Source organism: Heyndrickxia faecalis, from assembly GCF_040267745.1.
Lineage (GTDB): Bacteria > Bacillota > Bacilli > Bacillales > Bacillaceae_C > Weizmannia > Weizmannia faecalis.
The window spans coordinates 317,605-339,943 of sequence record NZ_CP158453.1 but is presented as its reverse complement, the minus strand read 5'-3'; the positions used below and the strand labels follow the sequence as shown (position 1 = coordinate 339,943).

Sequence of the window (22,339 nt, the reverse complement as noted above, 5' to 3'; positions counted from 1 at the left end):
TGGCGGTTCCGACGGGAATCGAACCCGCGATCTCCTGCGTGACAGGCAGGCGTGATAACCGCTACACTACGGAACCACTCATGATATGATAAATTTCAAATGACCCGTACGGGATTCGAACCCGTGTTACCGCCGTGAAAGGGCGGTGTCTTAACCGCTTGACCAACGGGCCGCGATGACTGCTTTGTATGTATGGCGGAGAAGGAGGGATTTGAACCCTCGCGCCGCTTACGCGACCTACGCCCTTAGCAGGGGCGCCTCTTCAGCCACTTGAGTACTTCCCCAAAATGGCTCCGCAGGTAGGATTCGAACCTACGACCGATCGGTTAACAGCCGATTGCTCTACCACTGAGCTACTGCGGAATAACAAGCAACATCTTGTCGACTCTTAACATTATAATGACGGGACACGAAGGTGTCAACCCTGTTTTAAAATTTATTTTTAAAGCTTGTTTCGAAGATGCTGCATGCCCATTATTTCCGGCCCGGTTCAGCATACGTTTTGTGCAGCACCAGTTTTCCACCGCATCTCCCGCAAACGTACCGGTTGGTGTTGACCTTTCTTTGCCTTTTATACAGGATGCCACACTCCGTACAGACATATTCGTAACGCGGGGACGGGCGGCTGATCATGCGGGAAGCTGCTTTACTCGGCAGCACGGCACAATAGCGGGGCGCGTCCGTTTCCTTTAACAATTGTTTGAAGTCCGCATCCCGGTGCCTGTACCCTTTCCCTTCCAGATGAAGATGGTAATGGCAAAGTTCGTGTTTGATAATGCCGATCAGCTCTTTTTCTCCGAGTTCTTCTAAATATTTTTTATTGATTTCGATATTGTGGCTTTTTAACAAATATCTTCCCCCGGTGGTCCGCAGCCGGGGATTAAATGAGGCTGCATGCCGGAAAGGTTTGTGAAAATACTCCATTGATATTTTTTCCACAAGGCCTTGCAATTCCTTGTTATCCATGGCCGTATGCCTCCTTACTCATAATGAAAAATGGATGCCGCGGGCACCTGCGCTTTTCTTTTCACATGACAAGTTATTATAGCATATACTTTAGTAAAAGTGCGGGGGGATTGGTTTTGTTTCAGCATTCAGGAACAAGGGGGCGTTTGTGTGCCGGTATGGTTTCAAAACCAAATACGGAGAGCTTTTTGCGAGAAAAGGCGCAGTGAAATTAAACTGCTGAATGAATGCTGGTTTTTTTACAATGAAAAGAAGATGCGCGTGTAACTGGCGCATCTTCTTTTCACTTTTAATCATTTGGAAGCATGGTGAGCGATAATCTTCCTTTTTGGACGTCCACTTTCTCCACCCATACGGTAACAATATCGCCGACTGAGACGATATCAAGCGGATGTTTAACAAAACCTTTACTTAATTTTGAAATATGGACAAGCCCGTCTTCTTTCACGCCGACATCGACAAACGCCCCGAAATCGACGACATTCCGGACGGTTCCTTGCATCTCCATCCCCGGTTTCAGATCTTCCAGTTTCATAATATCCTTTTTCAAAAGCGGTTTTGGCAGTTCATCACGCGGGTCGCGGCCCGGTTTTTTCAAGGCTTCGAAAATATCTTGCAGGGTCAGTTCGCCGATGCCGAGTGTCTTTGCCATTTCCGGGACAGACAGTGTTTCGAGCGATTGGATCAGCTTTTCTGTACCGATATCCGCTGTCGTCATGCCCAGTTCATTCAGCAAAGATCTGGCCGCATCGTAGCTTTCCGGGTGGATCGGTGTTTTATCAAGTGGTTCTTCCCCATCCGGTATGCGGAGAAAGCCGATACTTTGTTCGTATGTTTTTGCGCCGAGGCGGGGAATCTTTTTCAATTCGGCCCGGTTTTTAAATTTGCCGTTCTCATCGCGGAATTTTACAATATTGCCCGCTACAGTGCTGCTGAGCCCGGACACATATTGCAAAAGAGACGGGGATGCGGTATTGACATCGACACCGACCTGGTTGACGGCTGTTTCAACGACGAAAGTGAGCGATTCATTCAGTTTCTTTTGCGAAACGTCATGCTGGTACTGCCCGACACCGACCGATTTCGGATCGATTTTCACAAGCTCTGCCAGCGGGTCCTGGAGCCTGCGGGCGATGGAGACGGCGCTCCGTTCTTCAACATGCAAATCCGGAAATTCTTTGCGGGCAAGGTCGGATGCAGAGTAGACGCTTGCCCCCGCTTCATTGACGATCACATAGGAAACATCTTCTTCTATTTCTTTTAAAATACCGGCAATCCATTGCTCGGTTTCCTGTGAGGCTGTGCCGTTTCCGATCGCAATGACCTCCACCTTAAAATCCCGGATGATGCTTTTTACAATCGCTTTGGCTTCTTCTGTTTTCGGTTTTGGCGGATGCGGGTAAATCACGCCGATTTTCAGCACTTTGCCCGTTTCATCCACGACTGCGAGTTTGCAGCCGGTTCGGTACGCCGGGTCAACCCCGAGCACCGTTTTTCCTTTTAAAGGCGGCTGAAGAAGCAGGTTCCTTAAATTTTCGGCAAAAATATGGATCGCCCGGTCTTCCGCTTTTTCGGACAGTTCGTTGCGGATTTCCCTTTCAATGGCGGGCTCAATTAGCCGTTTATAGCCATCTTCCACCGCTTCCTTGACGATGCCTGATGTAATGGAGGCTTCACTTCGGATCACTTGCCGGTTCAAATACGCCAAAATCCGCTCGGTGTCGGCCTCAATGGATACGCGCAAAATGTTTTCTTTTTCGCCGCGGTTAAGGGCAAGCACGCGGTGGGGAACGATTTTGCGGACCGGTTCTTCGTAGGCGTAATACATTTCGTATACTTTCTTCTCATCTTTTTCCTCGTCTTTGACGGTGCTTGCCATCACGCCTGTTTTAAACGTTTGGCCGCGGATCCAGCCGCGGTATTTCGGCTCATCCGAAACCATTTCGGCAATTATATCTTTTGCACCCTGCAATGCTTCTTCGGCAGATGCCACCTGCTTTTCCGCTGATACGTACGCTGCCAGTTCAGCATCCAGGTCGCCTTCAGCCGGAAACGAAAGCATCCAGCGGGCCAGCGGTTCCAGCCCTTTTTCCTTTGCAATCGTGGCCCTTGTCCGGCGTTTTTGTTTATACGGGCGGTAGAGGTCTTCTACCAGCTGAAGCTTTTCTGCCTGTAAAATTTTCCCTTTCAGCTCTTCTGTTAATTTTCCTTGCTCATCGATCAGGCGGATGACTTCCTCTTTTCGCTGCTCAAGATTTTGCAAATAGTTCCACCGCTCCATAATGTCACGGATCTGCACTTCATCGAGCGCACCGGTCATTTCTTTCCGGTAACGGGCAATAAAAGGAACGGTATTGCCGTCTTCCAGCAAACCGATGACATTCCGGATGCTCTTTTCCGGGAACTGCAATTCTTTTCCCAGCTGGCTGATAAGCCTTGCCTGTTTTTCTTCCAAATTAAACACCACACTTCTGATTACTCTTCTGTTATTTTATCATGCTTTACGGGCTGAAAAAAATTGCAAAATAAAAAAGCTTGCCTTTACTGCAAGCTCCCAATAATAAATGTAGCGTCGTCATCCATGGTCTGTTGTTCTTTTAACTGGTCGGCAATCCGTTCGATAGACTCACATTTCTTCAAAAAAGATTGGACATTCCGCTCTTTCACGCCGTCTGAATGGATGACGAACCTGGAACCCGGTTCATAGTCAAAAATCTCGGTTTTGAATTGCTGCGGCTTGCCGGACAAGTACCCGGTAATCGGGATCGGATAAGTCAGTTTGCCGCCCGGTGCCACCATAAAAAAGCGGATGTTGCCGACACAGCTGTAAACAAATTGGCGTGATTTAAAACAGGCTTTGAAAATGGCAACCGCTGCGCCCCGCTTCCGGTACAAAGCACGATTGCATGCGTCCATCAGCGTGTCAACATCGTCATCCGATTGTTCTTTCACGACTTTCGCAACAGCCTGGGAAGAGTAGTAGGCAAATTCCCCGCTCCCCAGCCCGTCTGCCAGCACACAGAGGAAATAGTCATCCGTTGCCTTCATAAAATAGGCGTCTCCGCACAGGTCCCGGCCGGCCTTTGTTGTCTGAAATCCATATACTTCTACTTGCTTTGAACTAAGATAATTCATAATGGCTAATTCTCCACATGTTGCAGTTCACCTTCTATGGCGTCCCGCAGTTTTTTGATCGCACGGCGTTGCAGGCGCGAGACGTGCATTTGCGAAATCCCCAATTTCTCACCTGTGTCCTTCTGGCTTAAATTTTCAATATACGTGTAGTGGATGACCTGGCGTTCCCTCTCGCTCAGTACGTGCAACACTTTTTCAAGCACAAGCCGCTGGTTGACTTTTTCATATCCGTCATCTTCACTGCCAACCATATCCAGCAGGGTCACGGTACTGCCGTCTGAATCCGACTCAATCGAATGGTCAACGGAAAGTGCGTGGTAGCTTTTGCTCATTTCCATTGCTTCCAGCACTTCTTCTTCTGAGATTTCAAGATGTGCAGCAATTTCAGCGATTTTTGGCGAGCGTTGCAGTTCGTTCGTCAGTTTTTCAACAGTGGATTTAATCCGCGGGCCGAGTTCTTTAATCCTTCGGGGGACGTGGACACTCCATGTTTTGTCTCTCAAAAACCGCTTAATTTCTCCGATGATGGTCGGAATCGCAAAGGATTCAAAGCTTTTTCCAATATTCGGGTCAAAGCGCTGAATGGCGCCGAGCAGGCCGATAATCCCCACCTGGAAAATGTCCTCCTGGTAGGCTCTTCCTTTCGAATATTTGCGGGCAAGCGACTCCACAAGTTTCTGGTAGTGCGCGACAAGTATTTCCTGCGCCTCTTTGTCGCCGTTTTGCTGAAAAGATTGTATCAATTGATTGACATCAATCTGATCAGGTTGAGGCAGTTTTGACATTCGTCTCCACCTGCTCCCCTTGAAGGTACTTGGTCATCATGACTGTAATCCCGCCATCATAATGTATGCGGACTTCATCCATTAAACTTTCAATGAGATAAAGGCCCAATCCTCCTTCTCTCATAAATTCGATCTGCACATCTTCCGTGTAAGGCCCAGCAAGTTCCCTTACTTTTTCCAGATCAAAACTGTCTCCGTTATCGGAAACCATGACTTCAAGGCGGTCCGGATAGAGGCTGAAATCGATGCTGACTTCCCCGTCCTCCTTGTCCTTATAGGCATGCTGGACAGCATTGGTAATAGCTTCGCTCGCGGCGATCTTCAAATCCTCGATGAGTTCGTAATCAAATCCCATGCGGCTTGCAATACCGGAAATGGTGAGGCGGATGACTCCGACATATTCCGCTTTGGCAGGGATTTTCATACTGATATGATCAAACTCCTCCATGTCTCACACTCCACCTTCTATTTCGGTATTAATCTTCATGATGTCGGAAAGGCCTGTAATATCAAACAGCCGTTTCAAACGGTCGGAAAGCCCCGTCAACGTGAGCATCCCACCGTTTGCCCGCAAGCTTTTAAACAAACCGACCAGAACACCCAGCCCGGTGCTGTCCATATATGAAACATTGGTTAAATCTATTAAAACTTCCAAACCTGCTTTTCCTTCATATGGTTCAAATGCTTCTCTTAATTTTGGAGCTGTAAATGCGTCAATTTCCCCCGAAATGGTTACGTTTAAGGTATTTTGACTTTCCTTTTCCTTTACATCTACTGCAAAGTCCATTTCTTTCACCTCTTTAACATTCATCACTAAGTGGTTCATACCCTTTCCGGGCTGATGGCAAACCTGCTTTTAGGCAGTTCTTTTTAAAATCAGCAAGGTAAAATCATCACACAATTCAAATTCCTGCCATCTTTCCAGCTCCCTGTACACATTTTCCACGATTTCCTGTGCGCTCTTGCGAATATTTTTCCGGATCAGGCCGGTAATCGTTTCCCGGCTGACAAATCCTTCCTTTGTCCGGCATTCCGTTACACCGTCTGACAACAGCACAATCATATCGCCGAGCTGTACATCTTTTATATATTCATGATACTTCGATTTTTTTTCAATGCCCAAAAGCAGCCCTTTTGCGATTAAATCCTCAAATTCATCCGTTTCCGCATGATAGTAAAAACCGGGCTCGTGCCCGGCGGATGCGTAGGAGAACTTATGTACTACCGGGTCATACATACCGTAAAACATCGTGATAAACATACTCGGGTCGACATTCTGTTCAACGACGCGGTTCAGATTTTCCAAAATGATATGGGGTTGGTGGCTGTATTCCGGCAAACTGTCCATCGCGTATTTGATCATGGACATGCAGAGCGCCGCCGGGATCCCTTTCCCGATCACATCCGCGATTGCAATGCCGATACGGCGGTTCTCATCTTCAATAAAATGATAATAATCGCCGCTCATTTGTTTGGCCGGCATGCTGATCACGCCAATATCAATGCCATCCTGCTCCGGGACATTCGCCTTGAGCAGGGTTTGCTGCATGCCCGCAGCAATCTCAATTTCGCTCTTCAGTTCTTTTTGTTTTGTCCGGAGGCTTTGCTGTTCCCTGTAAACGAGCCCGTAGGCAAGCATAACTTCCAGCAGGACATCAAAGGACTGCTGCACCGTTTTGGAAAGCCCGGGTTCGATTTGCTGCAAAACAGAGCGGTGGCACATAATCATGTCTTCAGGAGAGATCCGGTTTTCAATCAGTTTGCGGCTGAACTTCTCGCACTGGTACAGCGCCTGTTCATCCGGATGCTGTAAAAAATGGCTGAGAATCTCTTTATATTCCTGCTCCATTGCATCGCGGAAATCCATCTTTTTCCTCCTATCATCGTATCCACTTGATTGCGGTAACGGTTGTTCCCTCATTCGGCGCCGAAACGATATCAAATTCGTCCATCAGGCGTCTTACTCCCGGCAGGCCTGCCCCAAGCCCTCCGGATGTGGAATAGCCGTCTTCCATTACTTTCCGGATATTTTCAATCCCCGGCCCTTTATCTGTAGCGATCACTTTCAGCCCTTTTTTCCCGTCTTGCAGAACTTTCTCAATCCGGATTTCCCCTTGTCCTGCGTATATAAAAATATTGCGGGCGAGTTCGCTGATGGCCGTTGTGATTCTTGCCTGGTCGACAGCACCGAAATGGAGCTCCCTTGCAATGTTTCTCCCAAGCTGGCGGGCGGCCACAATATCCCACTCATTCAAAATTTTTACACAGGAATGGTTATCCATACAGCTAGTCCCCCAATTCCTGTTTTAATTTCTCCAGGCCGCTTTCCAAATCCAGTGCCGTCATGACGCCCTCCATCGTAATTCCCAACTCGATCAGGGTAATGGCGACTGCAGGCTGGATTCCGGTGATGACCACTTTTGCGCCCAGCATTTTGGACATATTGACCACATCGCCCAGCACTTTTGCGATGAATGAGTCAATAAAATCGATAGAGGTGATGTCGATGACAACACCGCTTGCATTCGTTTCGTATATTTTTTTAAGCAAATCTTCCTGAAACTCCAAAGCTGTCTGGTCATCAAGCTCCCATTGGATCGAGACCAGCAGGCAGTTTCCCAGCTTTAAAATGGGTATGCGCATCAATCAACCCTCCCATTCTACGATTTTCCTCCCTGTCATTTCAAGAGCCTGTTCAATTCCTCTTTGCAGTGTACTCGTTGTTGTAATATGATTTAATTTGATTCCCAAATTTGTTAACGTATGTGCAATTTCAGCACGGATGCCGACAAGCATGCAGCGGGAGCCGACAAGCCGGACAGCATTTGCCGCCTGAATGAGATGATGGGCAACAACCGTATCAACAACTGGCACGCCCGTAATGTCGATCAGTACCACCTCCGACTTGTTTTTCACAATGCCGTACAGCAGGTTTTCCATAATCTGTCTTGCCCTTTCCGAGTCAATGGTGCCGACTAATGGAAGGACGGCAATTTTGTCAAACACCGGAATCAAGGGGGCGGACAATTCCTTTAACGCACTTTGCTGAAGCGAAATGGTTTTTTCCCAGATGGTGGTGTAGGCATTGACAAATTCATTTTGAACGGCATTGGTCCATTCCCGGAAGATTTCCCAAAATTCCTGGTGCTTTTCAAACACGACATCCGGGTTGTTATTCATCATCAGGTTGTAAACAATATCCCCGAGAATTTGAATGCCAGTCGTTGCAAAAGTGAGCGGCCAGCCCAGTGTCACGATTCTTTCGGAAAACTCGCCGAGCTGTTTCTCGTATTCGTGATTGCCTTTCGTCAACCGCGCAAGAATCACTTCGACAAAATCCCGGCTTGTTTTTTCAAACACCACCCCTTCATCAAAATGAAACGGGGCACCGCCTTTTGCTTTCATGCTTTTCATCCATTCATCCAGTATTTCATCTTTATGTTCTGGTATAAATTTCGCTAAATATGATTGCATGATCAACCCTCTTTCCTCCGAACAGTTTGAAGCGCCCTTCTTTGACAGCCTGCTTTAGACATGCCGGGCTTTTCCGGAAGACTTGCACAAAAACAAATGAACTGCTGCCTTTCGCCCCGGCGGATGGCTTTTTTCTGAACCGGTTTGTTGAAAAAACACAGAAAAATCCATTTGATTTATAAGTTATTATATCTGTTTTTGCCGGCAACCGGAAAATATTTTTTATGTAAATGGCACAGAAATCGGGCAAAAGCAGCATTTTTCCGGAAATTTTCTTCGGTTTATCTTATAGCGTTATCATATACCCGTTTTCAGATAGGGTTAAACCACATTCGTTGTATTTTTTTTGAAGGTGGGTTTCGCATGTTTGACCGCAGCACGTGAAAAAATATGCTAAAACGGGCGACGGGATGATCTCTCTTTTGTTCCAGCTTATTTTAAGAATGGCAAAGCCTGCCGAATGAAAAAACGCCCTTTAAAAAGAGCGTTCCTAAAATTCGACCAGTCCCAGGCTGATTTGCAGGGCGTCGTCAATTTTTTCCATGACTTCTTCATCAAGATGCGTAATCTTATCCGTTAAGCGTTGTTTATCGATTGTGCGTATTTGTTCAAGCAATATCACAGAATCCCTTTCCAAACCGTAACGCTTTGCATCAATTTCCACATGCGTGGGCAATTTTGCTTTCTGGATTTGCGCTGTTATCGCGGCAACAATGACAGTGGGGCTAAAACGGTTTCCAATGTCGTTTTGTAAAATGAGGACAGGACGTACGCCTCCCTGCTCGGAGCCGACCACCGGAGATAGATCGGCGAAGTACACGTCTCCACGCTTAACAATCAAAGGATTACCCCCCGCTTACTAGGCTTTCAACTGTATGTTCTGCTTCGTATTCAGCCTGGATCGCTTCGGAGGCAATCGCCAAATTAATTTTTGCCATTTCCATGTAACCACGCCTCATCGTTTCGCGGATTTGGCGTTTTTTCCGTTCTTTTAAATACATTTTTGTGGCACGGTAAATTAATTCATTGCGATTCATATTTTCAGTTTCAGCAAATCCGTCCAATTCCGTCAACAGCTGCTGCGGCAAGCGGACTAAAATTTCTGTTGAAATAGGTTCAGACACCTGCTACACCTCCACGCACTAGACACCGTTTCTACTTTCCATTCCCTTTTCATCATACCATCAAATACACTATATGCAAAGGCCAAATCACCATTCCTGTCTATTATCGGCAAAAAAATCATGCCATTATTCAAAATTCGCCAAAACATTTTTCACCCTTCAAGGACCGGATTCGACACGCCCGCGGCATCGTTCCCGTTTTTCCGGAAAACGCGCGGGACCCGGCTTGAAATGGAACAGGTCACCTCATAGTTGATGGTATCGAGCTTTTTGGCAATTTCATCAACAGGAACGGACAAATCCCCCTGTTTTCCAATCAGCGTTGCTTTTGTCCCGACAGCAACCGGACGGGGGATCCTTACCATGCACTGATCCATGCAAATCCTGCCGACAATAGGCGCTCTTTCCCCGCCGATGATCACTTCCTGACCTGAGAGCCTGCGGATCCAGCCATCCGCATATCCGATCGGAAGCGTGGCGATCCATTCATCGCCGGAAGCCTGATAGGTTGCGCCGTAACTCACCGTATCCCCGGCATGGATTTGTTTCACATGCGTGACCTTTGTATGGAGGGAGAACGCCTCTTTTAACGGAAACGGCAAAACCGGCTTGATTTCGGGCGAAGGGGAGAGCCCGTACATCGCAATGCCGAAACGGACAGCATTAAACGGAGACTGGTCAAATCTCAAAGCGGCGGCGCTGTTTGCGCAGTGCACATACGGCGGGCGGGTTTCGAGGTTTAAAACCATATCCTGAAACCGGCTGTACTGCTTTTCAAACAAAGCCGTATCAATTTCATCCGCTGTCGCAAAGTGGGTAAAGATCCCTTCAAAAGAGAAACATGGTGTTTGGTTTGCGATTTTTTCCACTTCTTTTAATTCCTGCACGGTTCTTACGCCAATCCGGCCCATTCCGGTATCGCATTTAATATGGACGGACAGTTTCCGCCCGGTTAAATGCCGGCTTGCTTCCTCCAGCCAGTCTCTTTGAAAAACAGTCAGGGAGATGTTTTCTTCAGCCGCAATTCCGGCATCTTCCGGACGGGTTGCCCCCAAAACAAGCATCGGGGCGGTAATCCCTTTTTTTCGCAACGCGAGCGCCTCGTCCAAAAATGCAACCGCAAGCGCTGAAGCCCCGGATGCAAGCGCGGTTTTCGCCACATATTCCGCGCCGTGCCCGTAAGCATTGGCTTTTACAACCGCAATGATTTGCGTATGCTCCGGCAAAAGGCGGCGCATATTTCCGACATTTTCCGAAATGGCATCCAAATCGACTTCCACCCATGTATCCCGGTAAAAAGCCATGATTACACTTCCTTTATCATTCCATATCATGATTATCGAACGCGCAGACCGCGTTGTCAATGGTTTTTAAAAGGAAGTCTTATCAATCCGGTTTGGGGCGGGTTGCCGGAAGAGACGTGCTAAACCCCTTCAAGAAAAAAACCCGCAGAGAATGGCTGCGGGCTTGTGCTTTTTGTGCTTACGAACGGGTTATCCGCATTTTATTTTTCCGGTTCTCCTCCGACAGACTGGGCGACTTCCATCATTTCCGCAGCCGATAGCGATTTGGAGGCAAGCGTGTATTCGACACCGTTCACCGTCCAGGACAGGGAGTCACCTGTCTTGATCCCGAACGCAAACCCGAGATCCGCCATTTCCCCGTTTGCAGGAATCGGTTCTGTGGAAGCAGCTGGAAGTACCTCTGCCTTTTCCTCAATCAGCGTATACGTTTTATCGCCCGTATAGGTCAAAATAACGCGCTTACCGTTTGCAACGGCAACTTCCTGTTCATCGAGCAGCGTCGTTCCCCCGATTTTTGCCGTTGGATATTTTACCGAAAACTCTTTGTTGCCGACTTTTCCATCCACCGGCACTTCGAGTTTCGCTCCTGTCATATTTTTTTTCGTGTCAAACGCGTTGCTGTCGAATTTTGCATTAAAATCCACTTTTGTAAAAAGCACACTGACAAGCGTATTGCGGTCCGTGTCCATCACTTTCACACTGACTGGTGCAAGCGTCCTTTTGTCAAAAGTAATTTGCTGGTACGGCAGCATCTTATGATTTTGATAGCGTGTCTTCGTCTCAAACACATATCGGTTCTTTTTCACCGTCATCTTTGCCTCTTTATCTTTCAATATGTCTTTCACAAGCGATTCATAAAGGTACGCCTGGCTTGTGTTGTTCGGCCAGTCGCTTTGAAATTTGTAGCTTTTGTTGAGGGCGGGCGTGACCACAAACACGCCTTCTTTATTGCGCAAAATCATCTGGCTTTGCCCCTCGCCCGCATTTTTCAGGTTGACACGGTAATATCCCGGCCGGTTGTGCCAAACTTCAATATTGTATGTCCGCGGTTCATTGCCCGTTTCAAGCGTCATTTTCGCATTCAGCTTGTAGCCGTCCATCTTCTCCACTTTTTCATTTAATTTTCCGGCCACATCCTGCGGTTTTTTCGCTCCGCAGGCGGAAAGCAGAAAAATAACAAACAGAGCCGCAAACAAAACCCAGTACTTTCTCTTCATCCTTTCAACCCCTTTATTGTCTCAAATCTTATGAAGAGAAAGGCTTCATCAAAAGCCCGTGCCTTGTCTCTCCTCTCTTACTTTGAATATATGAGACAACCCGGGCCTGTATGATGGGGAATTGAAAAAACGTTATAGCTTCAGTCTTCCAGCATCACTTGGGCGAATGCATATTCACGGCTGTGCGTGATCGACAAATGGGCGCGGGGCCCTGCCGGCTTTGAAAAATACGGGCGGCCGTTCTTATCTTTTGCGATTTCAATTTCCTGAAAAGATAACGCGCCCCCGATCCCCGTGCCAAAAGCTTTGGAATATGCTTCTTTCGCCGCAAATCTGCCGGCAAGGAATTCAATTTTCCTTTTTTCTGCCAATTTGCCGAACTGTTGCTGCTCCGCTTTTGTTAAAATCCGCCCCGGGAACCGCGGCTGTCGTTCATACAGCTTTTTTATCCTTTCAAGCTCGACAATGTCAATGCCAATGCCTTTGATCATGTGCTCACCTTCTGTTTTTCCAGAGTATAAACCACAAAATTTCCGATACCCGATTTTCACACTGCTGCGGTGCCTCTGCCTTCCGTGAAAATATGCGCCGGTAAATCGTTCTGCTGGTATCCATGATGGCGGTTCGGCCCTTTTTGAAAATACGAGCCGGATTTGGGCTATCCCTTTTTCCATCCTGCTGGCGGTTGCGGTTAGAAGCAAACCGGACGTCTAATTCGTCATTTCCGGCATATGTATAAATAGAGCTTTTCCATTGAAAGGAGTATTTGCAATGCTGATCCGCCCGATCCGCTTTTCCGCTTTTATCGGTTCCTATCCCGTCGTATCTGCCATTTTCCTGGCCCAGTGCCTCCTGTTTGCGGCCATGCGGCTTCCGGTTTTACCAACACAAACCCTTTATGAAGCACTGTCCGGTGTGAACCTTTATATTGCCCAAGGGGAAATATGGCGGCTTGTCTCCCCTGTTTTTGTCCATATTGATTTCAGCCACCTGCTGTTGAATTCCTTCTCCCTCTTGCTGCTCGGCCCCTGTCTCGAACGGCTGGCCGGAAAATGGAAGTTTATCCTGTTATATTTGGGCTGCGGATGCTGCGCCAATCTCGCTTCTTTTTTTCTGCTTCCGCTTACCTATTCCCATGCCGGTGCGAGCGGTGCCCTGTTCGGCCTGATCGGCGCATATGTCGCCCTTGTCTGGGTCGGGGAAGATGTGCCAAAAACAAGCCGGCAAACCATTTTATCGATTGCGGTCATTTCCGTTGTAACGGCTATGATGCAGCCTGGTGCCAACCACACAGCCCATCTTTCCGGACTCGTTGCCGGCATGCTGCTCGGAGGCATGCTTTTGCAAAGAAAAGCGGCTTCTCCTGCTTAGAAAAAGTCAATTCTCCGGACTCATTGCCGGCGTGCTGCTCGGGGGAATGACTTTTACGAAAAAAACGGATTCTTCCGCTTTAAAAAAAGCCAATTCTTTTCAGCCGCATTACCGGCGTGCTGCTCGGGGGAAAGGCTTTTACGAAAAAAAGCGGATTCTTCCGCTTTAAAAAAAGCAACGGGAGCTGCCGTTGCTTTTTTAATGGGGCGCCGGCAACTTTTGCCATACCGGCATTTTTACTTGTAAAGAGTCGCAGCCGGATACAAACCGACCCGCTCGTAAAGCTGATGATGCTCTATTTTTTTGGCCCCGCCTTCGTTTGGTTGAAATGGTTTGCGGTTTGTTGTTGTTCTTCTCGGCTTTCTTCCCTTATTGTAAGACCCTTTGTAGGACCCTGCAGGCTTGCCCCGTCTGCTATGGTCTTTTTTATGCGGAAGCGGCCGTTCTTCTGAAATATGAACCGGTGTTTTATCCGGCTCTTTCGTCATCAGTTTCAAAGCAGCTGCCGTGACCTCAGCCGGGTCATATTCTGCAAGCAGCTCCTTCGCTACCGACATATATTCATCAATATTGCCTTCTTTGATGGTTTCCCCGATCCGTTCCATGGTGACGCGCTGCTGCCCTTCAAACGCTTCATCCCAGGTCGGCGGGCGCATCGGGAGCATTCTCTTTTTCGTTGTCTGTTCAACCGTTTTGAGATAGCCCATTTCCCGCGGCGTGACAAAGGTCATTGCCATGCCTTCCCGTCCGGCACGGCCCGTTCTTCCGATCCGGTGCACATAGGATTCCGGATCCTGCGGAATATCGTAATTGTAAACATGGGTTACACCCGAGATATCCAGCCCGCGTGCGGCAACATCGGTGGCAACAAGCACATCAATTTTCCCGTCTTTAAACTTCCGGAGTACCGATAAGCGTTTCGCCTGGCTCAAATCACCGTGGATACCTTCTGCAAGATAGCCGCGCAAGTTCAGGGCATTCGCCAGTTCATCAACTCTCCGCTTCGTGCGCCCAAACACAATCGCAAGGTCCGGAGACTGTACATCCAAAAGCCTTGACAATACATCGAATTTTTCGCGTTCCTGGACTTTGACGTAGTATTGTTCAATAGACGGAACGGTCATTTCTTTTGCTTTCACACGGACAAGTTCCGGGTTGTTCATGAAGCGTTCGGCAATTTTCCGGATCGGATCCGGCATGGTTGCCGAGAACAGCATCGTTTGGCGGTCTTTCGGCACGGTAGAAAGAATGGCTTCAATGTCATCAATAAAGCCCATATTCAACATTTCATCCGCTTCGTCAAGCACAAGCGTATGCACATGGTCGAGTTTCAAGGTTCCCCGGTGTATATGGTCAAGAATCCGTCCCGGTGTTCCGACAATAATTTGCGGATGGTTCTTCAGCGCACGGATCTGACGCGAAATATCCTGGCCGCCATAAACAGCCAGCACATGAACGCGCGAATCCTGGCCGATCCGGTACAATTCTTCAGATACCTGAATGGCAAGCTCGCGGGTTGGCGCGATAATGATTCCTTGAATATTACGGCTTCTATGATCAATCTTTTCAATTAACGGTATGCCAAATGCTGCAGTTTTTCCCGTACCTGTCTGCGCCTGGCCGATAATATCCTTCCCTTGCATGGTGAGCGGAATGGTGGCTGCCTGAATCGGCGATGCCTCTTCAAATCCCATTCTTTTCACAGCTTTTAAAATCGCCGGGCTTAAATTTAATTCTGAAAACTTCGTCAATCTTCTCAATCTCCTTCTAAACGTTCAACAGGGCCGCATGTCTTCCTTAGGGTTTTACCCTTTTCGGCAAAAAAATATACTCTTTTGAGCATTGTCAGCTAAAAGCGTAAACGATGTACGGTAATCGTAACATGAATACGGCAAGATTTCAACGAATATGGAGCCGTGGCAGTTCTGAAGAGTAAATTCATCAATTTTTAGATGTTTTATGATAAAATGACTTATCCACATTTAGAAAATTTTTCCATCTATTTTTTCTGCTTTCAAAGTCAAAAAGAGCCGAATTTGCAAATTTCTTTTTTAAAATTGTGGATAACTTCAAAAAAACCTTTTTTTACATCACATCCTTTGCTATAATATAACCATTAAGTAAACCTTACTTGTATTGGCTTACTTAAATGGGTGAAATCCTCGTCTGTTAAAATGCGTGTCCGAAACGATTCCAACAGATTTGAGGATTTTTCTTTTGCCGTTTTTTTGAGTGCTTTTAAGATTGACGAACCTTTTTCAAACAGCTGTCTAATAATATCTGTTATTTGAACTAATAAATAATGATTTTTCATGGCTGTGTAGTTTTGGCTATTGGCATGTTCTATATTGTAACGATTATTTTTTTGTTCGTTAAATCCTTGATTTTCAATCTTCCAGCGGCTTCTTCCTGCAGCGATGAGTCGTTCCACGTTCTTTTTCGTGATTTTAATATCCGTTATAAATACATACTCTTTCGATTTCCCATCCTCTGTTTTCATTGTGGCCTCCATCAGATTGACCGTTCTGTCTTTGTAGGCAATATCATTCACCCAAACTAATGAATTCTGATCCTTACTTTGTTCCAGCTCTTTTATTGCCTTAAACTCCGTCGAGATACTTTTAATTCTCCCTTCCTTAAATCTGCATATATATTTCCATTTGTGCGCCCTGCACAGATTAAATACCGTTTCACATGCATAGAGACTATCTCCCAAGATACAAATCGGTAGTCTTTTAAATATTTTTTTTATTTTCTTTGCCAGCCTGTCGAAGGCTTTTAATTCACAATCTTGCTTAGAAACATTTTCTGATTCATTTTCGATAAATTCGGAGGCAATACTGAAGACCATATCCCCCACGACAAGCTTGGCTTCAAGTACATGGTGCATATAAAGTACGTTCGTTTCTCCTGTTTCTTTATTTGTATATGCCCGTCTCAGGCAGTGTTTACAATGTTTCTCATGAAAGGTGTGTAATCCAGTTCCATCAATGATGACACCCCAGTACTTTCCTTCAATTCGATAAGACTCGAGAGACCTTTTTTTCAATAATTCTTTAATCATATACGTTCTAATTTTTTCTAATTCATTTACATCTAAGCCAGATAAAAAGTCGTTAATTGTATCATAATGTGGAAGTTCTTCAAGAGAATCTAAGCCTAACACCTTCCCTACATTTTTAATACATTCTTCTTTATTAAAACTCTCACTCATGTTTCTCATGGATTTTAGGCCGGTCATATTTTTCAACATCATCGTAAATAAAAGGACCTCTGGACCATAAGTGATATAGCTTTGATGTCGGTGGTCTGCTACCTTTTTTAGGTTATTCATCAGGTCTTTGAAAAAATGCTTCTGAATTTTAAGGAACTCGAAAAAATAATTTGCTTCTTTTTCACGATTTCTTTTTTCTTTTCTAGTAACCAAAATAAAAACCCCCTCAAAACAGCCAAGTTTAATTAGGGCTTGCTGAACGAATCAAATTTTAGCTTGTATTCGACTTGTCACTAAGCCATGCCAAAATATTCGTCCAGCAAGCTCTAATTATTTAAATTATTACATATTTGGCCGTATTTTTGGGGGGGAATACTTAAATTATCACGAAAAATTTTTACTCCTCAGAGCTGGAGCCGTGGTTTTTTCACAATCATTTTGGGACTTTCAATTTTTCGGTACAATGGTCGCCGCTATACAATTTTTCTAAAAGATATCTAATCTTTGGCACAAAAAAGTGATAAAATCGCCATCATTTATATCTCCGGGTATTTCATTATCCAGTTCTAGAATAAATTTGCCAACCATCACTTTCTCTTTATACACTAATTTCCCTGTAAAAATATAGGAAAAATATTCATCCAGTTTTTCAATTGTGTACTTTGGCCTTTCCGCCTTCATCAGATCAGAAACATTCAAACAGTAAATCGGGTTCTTTAATACATAGCCTTCTGTGTAATTTAACGGTTGGGCAAAGCATCTGATTTCGGTTTCTCCATCCGTCACGATTACTTCAGCTTCTAAAGCTTCTTTGGAAATCCACTCTATAATTTTTATTTTCAATTTAGCACATCCTTTCTATTTATTTTAAACCATATGCTTGGTGCTTTCTTTGCTCGTTCTTTGTATCGGTAATATTTTACTCGAAGGAGCAAATGAGCGAAAAAATAAAGGGACATAGGCTTCAAATTTTTAAACCGCTGAAACAAAAAAATGATCATTTTCAATTCCCGTGCCTGCTTTTCCATCCATCATTCGATCAAACCCTTTTAGAAGCCATGGACAGAAAAGCAATCCATGGAAGAATAATGGCGCACTTTTAACCCATCGACTCTGTTTATGCACTTTCATCGTTTGGGTTCATTTTTTCATTTATGGCATCCATTTTGCTTTTATTAGTTGTACAGGCTATGGTTTCTGAATACAAATATATCAATCGCATGATGGAAAGGCTGAGGAAAATGATGGAAAGCATGATTAGTTATATTTTTCTTGGGCTGTCGCTTGCTGCGCCGATCGGGCCGGTGAATGCCGCTCAAATTGACAAGGGGATTAAAAATGGCTTTCTCCACTCATGGCTGCTCGGAATCGGTGCCATGGCAGCGGACGGTTTGTATATGCTGCTCGTTTATCTCGGTGTCGTCCATTTGCTCAGCATCGGATTTGTAAAATCATTCCTTTGGTTTTTCGGATGCTTTGTCCTTACATACACCGGCATTGAAAGCATGATTGCAGCCAATCAGCCGATTTCCGGTTTGATGAGAAACAAAGAAAAATTGTCCAAATCATTCCTGACCGGTTTTCTGATGTCTCTGACCAATCCGCTCACCATTTTATTCTGGCTCGGCGTTTACGGTTCCGTGCTTGCAAAAACAGCTGAATCTGTAGGCCCGCAGCAGTTTCTCCTCTACAGCCTGGCCATCTTTATCGGAGTGGCGCTGTGGGATTTTTCGATGGCTGCCGTCTCAAGCAGCTTCGGAAAACTGCTAACCAACCGTTTGATTCTTTTCATTTCGAGGCTGTCCGGCCTGTCTCTTGTCGGTTTCGGCATTTATTTCGGCATTCAGGCGGTCAAGAGTCTGTAGCATAAGCAAACAAAAGTCCCGCCGAACTCTTGTACCTTTTCGCTGGTTTTCCGGAAAAAATCAGCACGTTCTTGCTTTCCGCCCGCTTTTTTACCGTCCGGCCCTTTTTGCCGATTCAGTCACCTTTTTTTCAAATAAAGGGATGATTTCTGAAGTGGGCATGGAATCCTTTCATTTATACCGCGTTTTTCGAAATGCGCCGGATTTTTCCGGCTTTTCGCCAGTTCTTTCGCTTTTTCTGAATCTTTTTCGCCTTTTCTGCTGGTTTCGACAAGCAACTTATATAGTTCCATAGTTTTCAAGAGAAATTTCCCGTATACTAATCATAACAGCAATCAAACTTTATAAGTTGGAGGAGAATTGTCAATGGCAGCTTCACATATTCAAGCCGTTCTCTTTGATTTAGACGGGGTCATCACAGATACTGCGGAATACCACTACTTAGCATGGAAAAAGCTGGCTGATGAGCTGCAGGTTCCTTTTGACCGCCATTTTAATGAAGCGCTTAAAGGGCTCAGCCGCATGGACTCTTTAAAGAAAATATTGGAGAACGCCCGGCCGGAGCCTTCCTTTTCTAAAGAAAAGCTGAGCGAGCTCGCGGACAGGAAAAATGAATATTACAAAGAACTGATCCGCCAAATTTCCCCTGCCGATTTGCTTCCGGGCATCCACAACCTGCTCGAAGATATAAAGGAAAGGGGAATCAAAACAGCGCTGGCTTCCGCGAGCAAAAACGCCATGTTTGTCATCGACAGACTGGGGGTGGCTTCCTTTTTTGATGAAATCGTGGACGCTGCCCGCATTCAGCACGGCAAGCCGGATCCGGAAATCTTTTTAACCGGCGCCCGCAAGCTGGACGCGGATCCGGCATTTTGCATCGGCATTGAAGACGCGGAAGCCGGCATCCAGGCCATTAAAGCGGCCGGCATGTTTGCAGTCGGGGTCGGCACGCCGGAAAACATGAAGCAGGCGGATTTCCTTGTTGAAGGGACGCAGGATCTTGACTTTGAAAAAATCGAAAGCGCATTTCTTCTGAAAAATAAAGGATGAGGCGTGATGGTTACCATTTCCGATGTCGCAAAACAGGCGAATGTTTCAAAGATGACGGTTTCACGGGTCCTTAACCACCCCGAACAGGTTAGAGATGATTTAAAAAAACTGGTATATGAGGCGATGGAGCAGTTGAACTATGTACCCAATTATGCGGCACGTGCCCTCGTCTCCCACCGTACCCAGGTCATCAAGTTCCTGATATTGGAGGAAATGGACACAACAGAGCCGTATTATATGAACTTGCTGGCCGGCATTGCCAAGGAGCTCGACCAAAACCACTACTCGCTTCAGCTGGTCACACGGAAATCGAAGGACATCGGCCAGTGCGACGGTGTGATTGCGACGGGTGTCCGCAGCCAGGATTACGATACCATTTTAAAAGAATTTTCCAAACCGGTGATTTTATTCGGGCAAAATGACAGAGGGTTTGATTTTATTGATGTGGACAATGAAAAAGGCGTACGGCTGTTAACAGAGCATGTCATTCGCCGCGGGTTTAAAAAAATTTATTTTTTCGGCATTGACCTGCAAGAGCCCTTTATGTTTGCGAGACAAAAAGGTTATCTGGATGCAACCGAAGCAAACGGGTTGCCGCCGTTTCTTTGCAGGGTCAAAAACAGTTCAAGCGCCGCCCAGCAAGAAGCGGAAAAAATTTTATCCAGCCGGAAAGAAAGATGCGCGTTTGTATGCGCAAGCGACCGGATTGCCCTCGGTGTGATCAGAGCCGCCCAATCGCTACGGCTATCCATACCAAGTGAGGTTGCGGTCACCGGTTTTGACGGGGTGTTTCTTGACCGGATTTCCGCTCCCCATATTACAACCGTGCGCCAGCCCGTTGTAAAAATGGGAGAAGCATGTGCACGCATGCTGTTGAAAAAAATTCAGGAAAACGGGAAATCCCAAGGGCACCAGTTTTTTGAACCGGAAGTGGTCATCCGCCCCTCCACCGTCTGTGAATAAGCAGCCTTACACCGGTTGCTTATTTTTTTCAGGATGGGCTTGGGCCAATCAAACCCGTAAAAAGCATTTTGTTAACGGTAACATCGCTGAAAAATTTGTTCAGGATAAAGGGGTGATGATACGTTGAAAGGGTATAGAAGAAACGTGGAGGTGAACCGCTTTGCAAGATGCGTGGTGGAAAGAAGCTGTCATCTATCAGGTATATCCGCGCAGTTTCAAAGATGCAAACGGGGACGGCGTGGGCGATATCCCGGGCATCATTGAAAAGCTGGATTATATCCGTGATCTCGGGGCAACGGCCATCTGGCTCAATCCGATTTTCGCATCGCCGCATGTGGACAATGGCTATGATGTCAGCAACTACGAAAAAATCGACCCGGTTTTCGGCACGATGGAAGATGTGGAACACCTGATCAAGGAAGCGAAAAAACGCGGGCTTAAAATCATTCTGGACCTTGTGCTGAACCATACGTCAGACCGCCACCCGTGGTTCCAAGAAGCGCGGAAAAGCAAAGAAAATCCGTACAGGGATTACTACATTTGGCATGACCCTGTCAAAGGGCGTGAACCGACGAACTGGGCGAGCTTTTTCGGCGGCAGCACATGGACATTGGATCAACAAACCGGGCAATATTATTTTCATCTGTTCAGCGACAAAATGCCCGATCTGAACTGGGAGAACAAAAAAGTGCGCGAAGAAATGGCAAAAATCGCCCTATTCTGGCTGGATAAAGGTGTGGACGGATTCCGGCTGGATGCGGTCATTCACCTGGCAAAGGACACCCGTTTTCTTCCCGTTAAAACAAAATCGGAAGAAGCCTTTGTGCTTGCAGAACAGTATTATGCCAACCTGCCGCGTGTCCATGATTATATCCGTGAATTTAACCGTACGATTAAAGCGAAGCATCCGGAAGCTTTTTTAATCGGGGAAACAGCTTCCGCCGACACGAAGCTTGCCCGGCTTTATTCAAGGCCGGACCGCGAAGAATGCGACTGCATCATTACCTTTAACTACTTGGGGTTTGACACGGAAGCAAAAAAACCCGGCATTCCGCAAAACTGGCAACAGGGAAAATGGAATTTGCTTGCTTTTAAAAAAGCGATGTCCCGGTGGCAAAATGACCTGTACGGGGAAGGCTTCAATTCGCTCTACTGGAATAATCATGATATGCCGCGGGCGTTGTCGCGCTTCGGGGACGAAGGCAAATACCGGCAAAAAAGCGCAAAGATGCTTGCCACTTTGATGTATTTGCAGTGGGGGCTGCCGATTTTGCTGCAGGGCGAAGAAATCGGCATGGTGAACTTGAAGCTCCCGCGGCTCCAAGACTATGAGGACCCAAGTATCAAAGGGCTTGCCACAATTGCGAAAAAGAAAGGCTATGCGGAGGAAGAAATTTTAAAAATGGTGCAACAGCGCTCTAAAGATACGTCAAGAGGCGCCATGCAGTGGAACAATGATCGATACGGCGGCTTTTCTACATATGCTCCGTGGCTCGGCATCAATGAAGATACGCGGACCGTGAACGTAGCGGCGCAGGAAAAAGATCCCGGCTCCGTGCTGCATTATTACCGGAAGCTGATCGAACTGAAAAAATCAATGCCTGTCTTTACGGCCGGCAGCTGGGAAATGCTGGCTGATGAGGACCCGGACATCTACGCGTATATACGGAAGCATGAAGGCAGCTGTGCCATGATTGTCTGCAATACATCGAAAAAGCTGCAGACCTTTACCTGCCCGGAGCTTACCCGCCACAGATGGGCATGCCTGCTCAATAACAACGGCTATCATAGCAAAGCGGTGCCAAGCAAACTGGTGCTATCGCCTTTTGAATGCTTTGTTTTATTACAGGAGTAGCATAAGAGGAGGAGAA

General features: G+C 46.4%; 24 protein-coding genes and 4 tRNA genes. 6 read left to right on the top strand and 22 right to left on the bottom strand.

The window, feature by feature from the left end; genetic code table 11:
- From ABR335_RS01615 to ABR335_RS01595, 5 genes are all read right to left on the bottom strand, one after another.
- Positions 1-76: transfer RNA gene (locus ABR335_RS01615), tRNA-Asp, on the bottom strand.
- A gap of 24 nt (positions 77-100) precedes the next feature.
- Positions 101-172 (bottom strand) — tRNA-Glu (locus tag ABR335_RS01610).
- Positions 173-193: 21 nt separating this feature from the next.
- Positions 194-284, bottom strand: a tRNA-Ser gene (locus ABR335_RS01605).
- 4 nt (positions 285-288) lie between these two features.
- Positions 289-363: transfer RNA gene (locus ABR335_RS01600), tRNA-Asn, on the bottom strand.
- A gap of 111 nt (positions 364-474) precedes the next feature.
- Complete coding sequence (locus ABR335_RS01595) at positions 475-966, bottom strand: SprT family protein (protein WP_014096818.1); 492 nt, start codon at positions 964-966, stop codon at positions 475-477.
- 150 nt (positions 967-1,116) lie between these two features.
- Here ABR335_RS01595 and cmpA point away from each other — a divergent pair, with 150 nt between their 5' ends.
- A complete protein-coding gene (cmpA, locus tag ABR335_RS01590) occupies positions 1,117-1,233 on the top strand; it encodes a cortex morphogenetic protein CmpA (protein ID WP_088775937.1) in 117 nt (38 codons plus the stop codon).
- A 22-nt stretch (positions 1,234-1,255) separates the two neighbouring features.
- On the opposite strand, the gene ABR335_RS01585 is transcribed toward cmpA, so the two are convergent.
- The 14 genes from ABR335_RS01585 to acpS form a co-directional block, all read right to left on the bottom strand.
- The gene (locus tag ABR335_RS01585; protein ID WP_110134257.1) at positions 1,256-3,433 is read right to left on the bottom strand and encodes a Tex family protein; all 2,178 of its coding nucleotides are present in this window, start codon (positions 3,431-3,433) and stop codon (positions 1,256-1,258) included.
- Positions 3,434-3,507: 74 nt separating this feature from the next.
- Positions 3,508-4,101, bottom strand: a complete 594-nt coding sequence (locus ABR335_RS01580) for a PP2C family serine/threonine-protein phosphatase (RefSeq protein ID WP_017551129.1) — start codon at positions 4,099-4,101, stop codon at positions 3,508-3,510.
- A 5-nt stretch (positions 4,102-4,106) separates the two neighbouring features.
- On the bottom strand, positions 4,107-4,886 hold the full coding sequence (sigB, locus tag ABR335_RS01575) for an RNA polymerase sigma factor SigB (RefSeq protein WP_014096815.1): 780 nt from the start codon (positions 4,884-4,886) through the stop codon (positions 4,107-4,109).
- Positions 4,864-5,334: an anti-sigma B factor RsbW gene (rsbW, locus tag ABR335_RS01570; RefSeq protein ID WP_014096814.1), complete on the bottom strand. Its 471-nt coding sequence runs from the start codon at positions 5,332-5,334 to the stop codon at positions 4,864-4,866. Before rsbW ends, sigB begins: the two co-directional genes overlap by 23 nt.
- 3 nt (positions 5,335-5,337) lie before the next feature.
- Positions 5,338-5,673 (bottom strand): anti-sigma factor antagonist, encoded by a 336-nt coding sequence (locus ABR335_RS01565; RefSeq protein WP_026104587.1) that lies wholly within the window; start codon positions 5,671-5,673, stop codon positions 5,338-5,340.
- A 69-nt stretch (positions 5,674-5,742) separates the two neighbouring features.
- Complete coding sequence (locus tag ABR335_RS01560; RefSeq protein WP_017551130.1) at positions 5,743-6,753, bottom strand: PP2C family protein-serine/threonine phosphatase; 1,011 nt, start codon at positions 6,751-6,753, stop codon at positions 5,743-5,745.
- A 13-nt stretch (positions 6,754-6,766) separates the two neighbouring features.
- A complete protein-coding gene (locus ABR335_RS01555) occupies positions 6,767-7,168 on the bottom strand; it encodes an anti-sigma regulatory factor (protein ID WP_014096811.1) in 402 nt (133 codons plus the stop codon).
- A gap of 4 nt (positions 7,169-7,172) precedes the next feature.
- Positions 7,173-7,529: an STAS domain-containing protein gene (locus ABR335_RS01550; RefSeq protein WP_014096810.1), complete on the bottom strand. Its 357-nt coding sequence runs from the start codon at positions 7,527-7,529 to the stop codon at positions 7,173-7,175.
- A gap of 3 nt (positions 7,530-7,532) precedes the next feature.
- A complete protein-coding gene (locus ABR335_RS01545) occupies positions 7,533-8,360 on the bottom strand; it encodes an RsbT co-antagonist protein RsbRA (protein WP_014096809.1) in 828 nt (275 codons plus the stop codon).
- Positions 8,361-8,850: 490 nt separating this feature from the next.
- Positions 8,851-9,201, bottom strand: coding sequence for a type II toxin-antitoxin system PemK/MazF family toxin (locus tag ABR335_RS01540; protein WP_013860680.1), 351 nt, complete (start codon positions 9,199-9,201; stop codon positions 8,851-8,853).
- Between the two features lie 4 nt (positions 9,202-9,205).
- Positions 9,206-9,484, bottom strand: a complete 279-nt coding sequence (locus tag ABR335_RS01535) for a CopG family ribbon-helix-helix protein (protein WP_014096808.1) — start codon at positions 9,482-9,484, stop codon at positions 9,206-9,208.
- A gap of 152 nt (positions 9,485-9,636) precedes the next feature.
- On the bottom strand, positions 9,637-10,788 hold the full coding sequence (alr, locus tag ABR335_RS01530) for an alanine racemase (protein ID WP_350346429.1): 1,152 nt from the start codon (positions 10,786-10,788) through the stop codon (positions 9,637-9,639).
- Between the two features lie 200 nt (positions 10,789-10,988).
- Positions 10,989-12,005 (bottom strand): LolA family protein, encoded by a 1,017-nt coding sequence (locus ABR335_RS01525; RefSeq protein WP_061574533.1) that lies wholly within the window; start codon positions 12,003-12,005, stop codon positions 10,989-10,991.
- A 140-nt stretch (positions 12,006-12,145) separates the two neighbouring features.
- Positions 12,146-12,496 (bottom strand): holo-ACP synthase, encoded by a 351-nt coding sequence (gene acpS, locus ABR335_RS01520; RefSeq protein ID WP_350346428.1) that lies wholly within the window; start codon positions 12,494-12,496, stop codon positions 12,146-12,148.
- 280 nt (positions 12,497-12,776) lie between these two features.
- Between acpS and ABR335_RS01515 the strand changes: the two genes are divergently transcribed.
- Positions 12,777-13,376: a rhomboid family intramembrane serine protease gene (locus tag ABR335_RS01515; RefSeq protein WP_026684330.1), complete on the top strand. Its 600-nt coding sequence runs from the start codon at positions 12,777-12,779 to the stop codon at positions 13,374-13,376.
- Between the two features lie 236 nt (positions 13,377-13,612).
- Here ABR335_RS01515 and ABR335_RS01510 read toward each other — a convergent pair whose 3' ends face one another.
- From ABR335_RS01510 to ABR335_RS01500, 3 genes are all read right to left on the bottom strand, one after another.
- Positions 13,613-15,127, bottom strand: coding sequence for a DEAD/DEAH box helicase (locus tag ABR335_RS01510; RefSeq protein WP_350346427.1), 1,515 nt, complete (start codon positions 15,125-15,127; stop codon positions 13,613-13,615).
- 365 nt (positions 15,128-15,492) lie between these two features.
- Positions 15,493-16,803 carry a transposase family protein gene (locus ABR335_RS01505; protein ID WP_013858128.1) on the bottom strand — a complete coding sequence of 437 codons (1,311 nt, stop codon included), beginning with the start codon at positions 16,801-16,803 and terminating at the stop codon, positions 15,493-15,495.
- A 273-nt stretch (positions 16,804-17,076) separates the two neighbouring features.
- Positions 17,077-17,433, bottom strand: coding sequence for a hypothetical protein (locus ABR335_RS01500; RefSeq protein WP_350346426.1), 357 nt, complete (start codon positions 17,431-17,433; stop codon positions 17,077-17,079).
- 401 nt (positions 17,434-17,834) lie between these two features.
- Between ABR335_RS01500 and ABR335_RS01495 the strand changes: the two genes are divergently transcribed.
- From ABR335_RS01495 to ABR335_RS01480, 4 genes are all read left to right on the top strand, one after another.
- A complete protein-coding gene (locus ABR335_RS01495) occupies positions 17,835-18,455 on the top strand; it encodes a LysE family transporter (protein WP_014096801.1) in 621 nt (206 codons plus the stop codon).
- A 366-nt stretch (positions 18,456-18,821) separates the two neighbouring features.
- Positions 18,822-19,505, top strand: coding sequence for a beta-phosphoglucomutase (gene pgmB, locus ABR335_RS01490; protein WP_014096800.1), 684 nt, complete (start codon positions 18,822-18,824; stop codon positions 19,503-19,505).
- A 6-nt stretch (positions 19,506-19,511) separates the two neighbouring features.
- Entirely contained in the window at positions 19,512-20,468 is a 957-nt protein-coding gene (locus ABR335_RS01485; RefSeq protein WP_014096799.1) for a LacI family DNA-binding transcriptional regulator, read from the top strand.
- Positions 20,469-20,628: 160 nt separating this feature from the next.
- A complete protein-coding gene (locus tag ABR335_RS01480) occupies positions 20,629-22,323 on the top strand; it encodes a glycoside hydrolase family 13 protein (protein WP_017551139.1) in 1,695 nt (564 codons plus the stop codon).
- Positions 22,324-22,339: the final 16 nt, after the last annotated feature.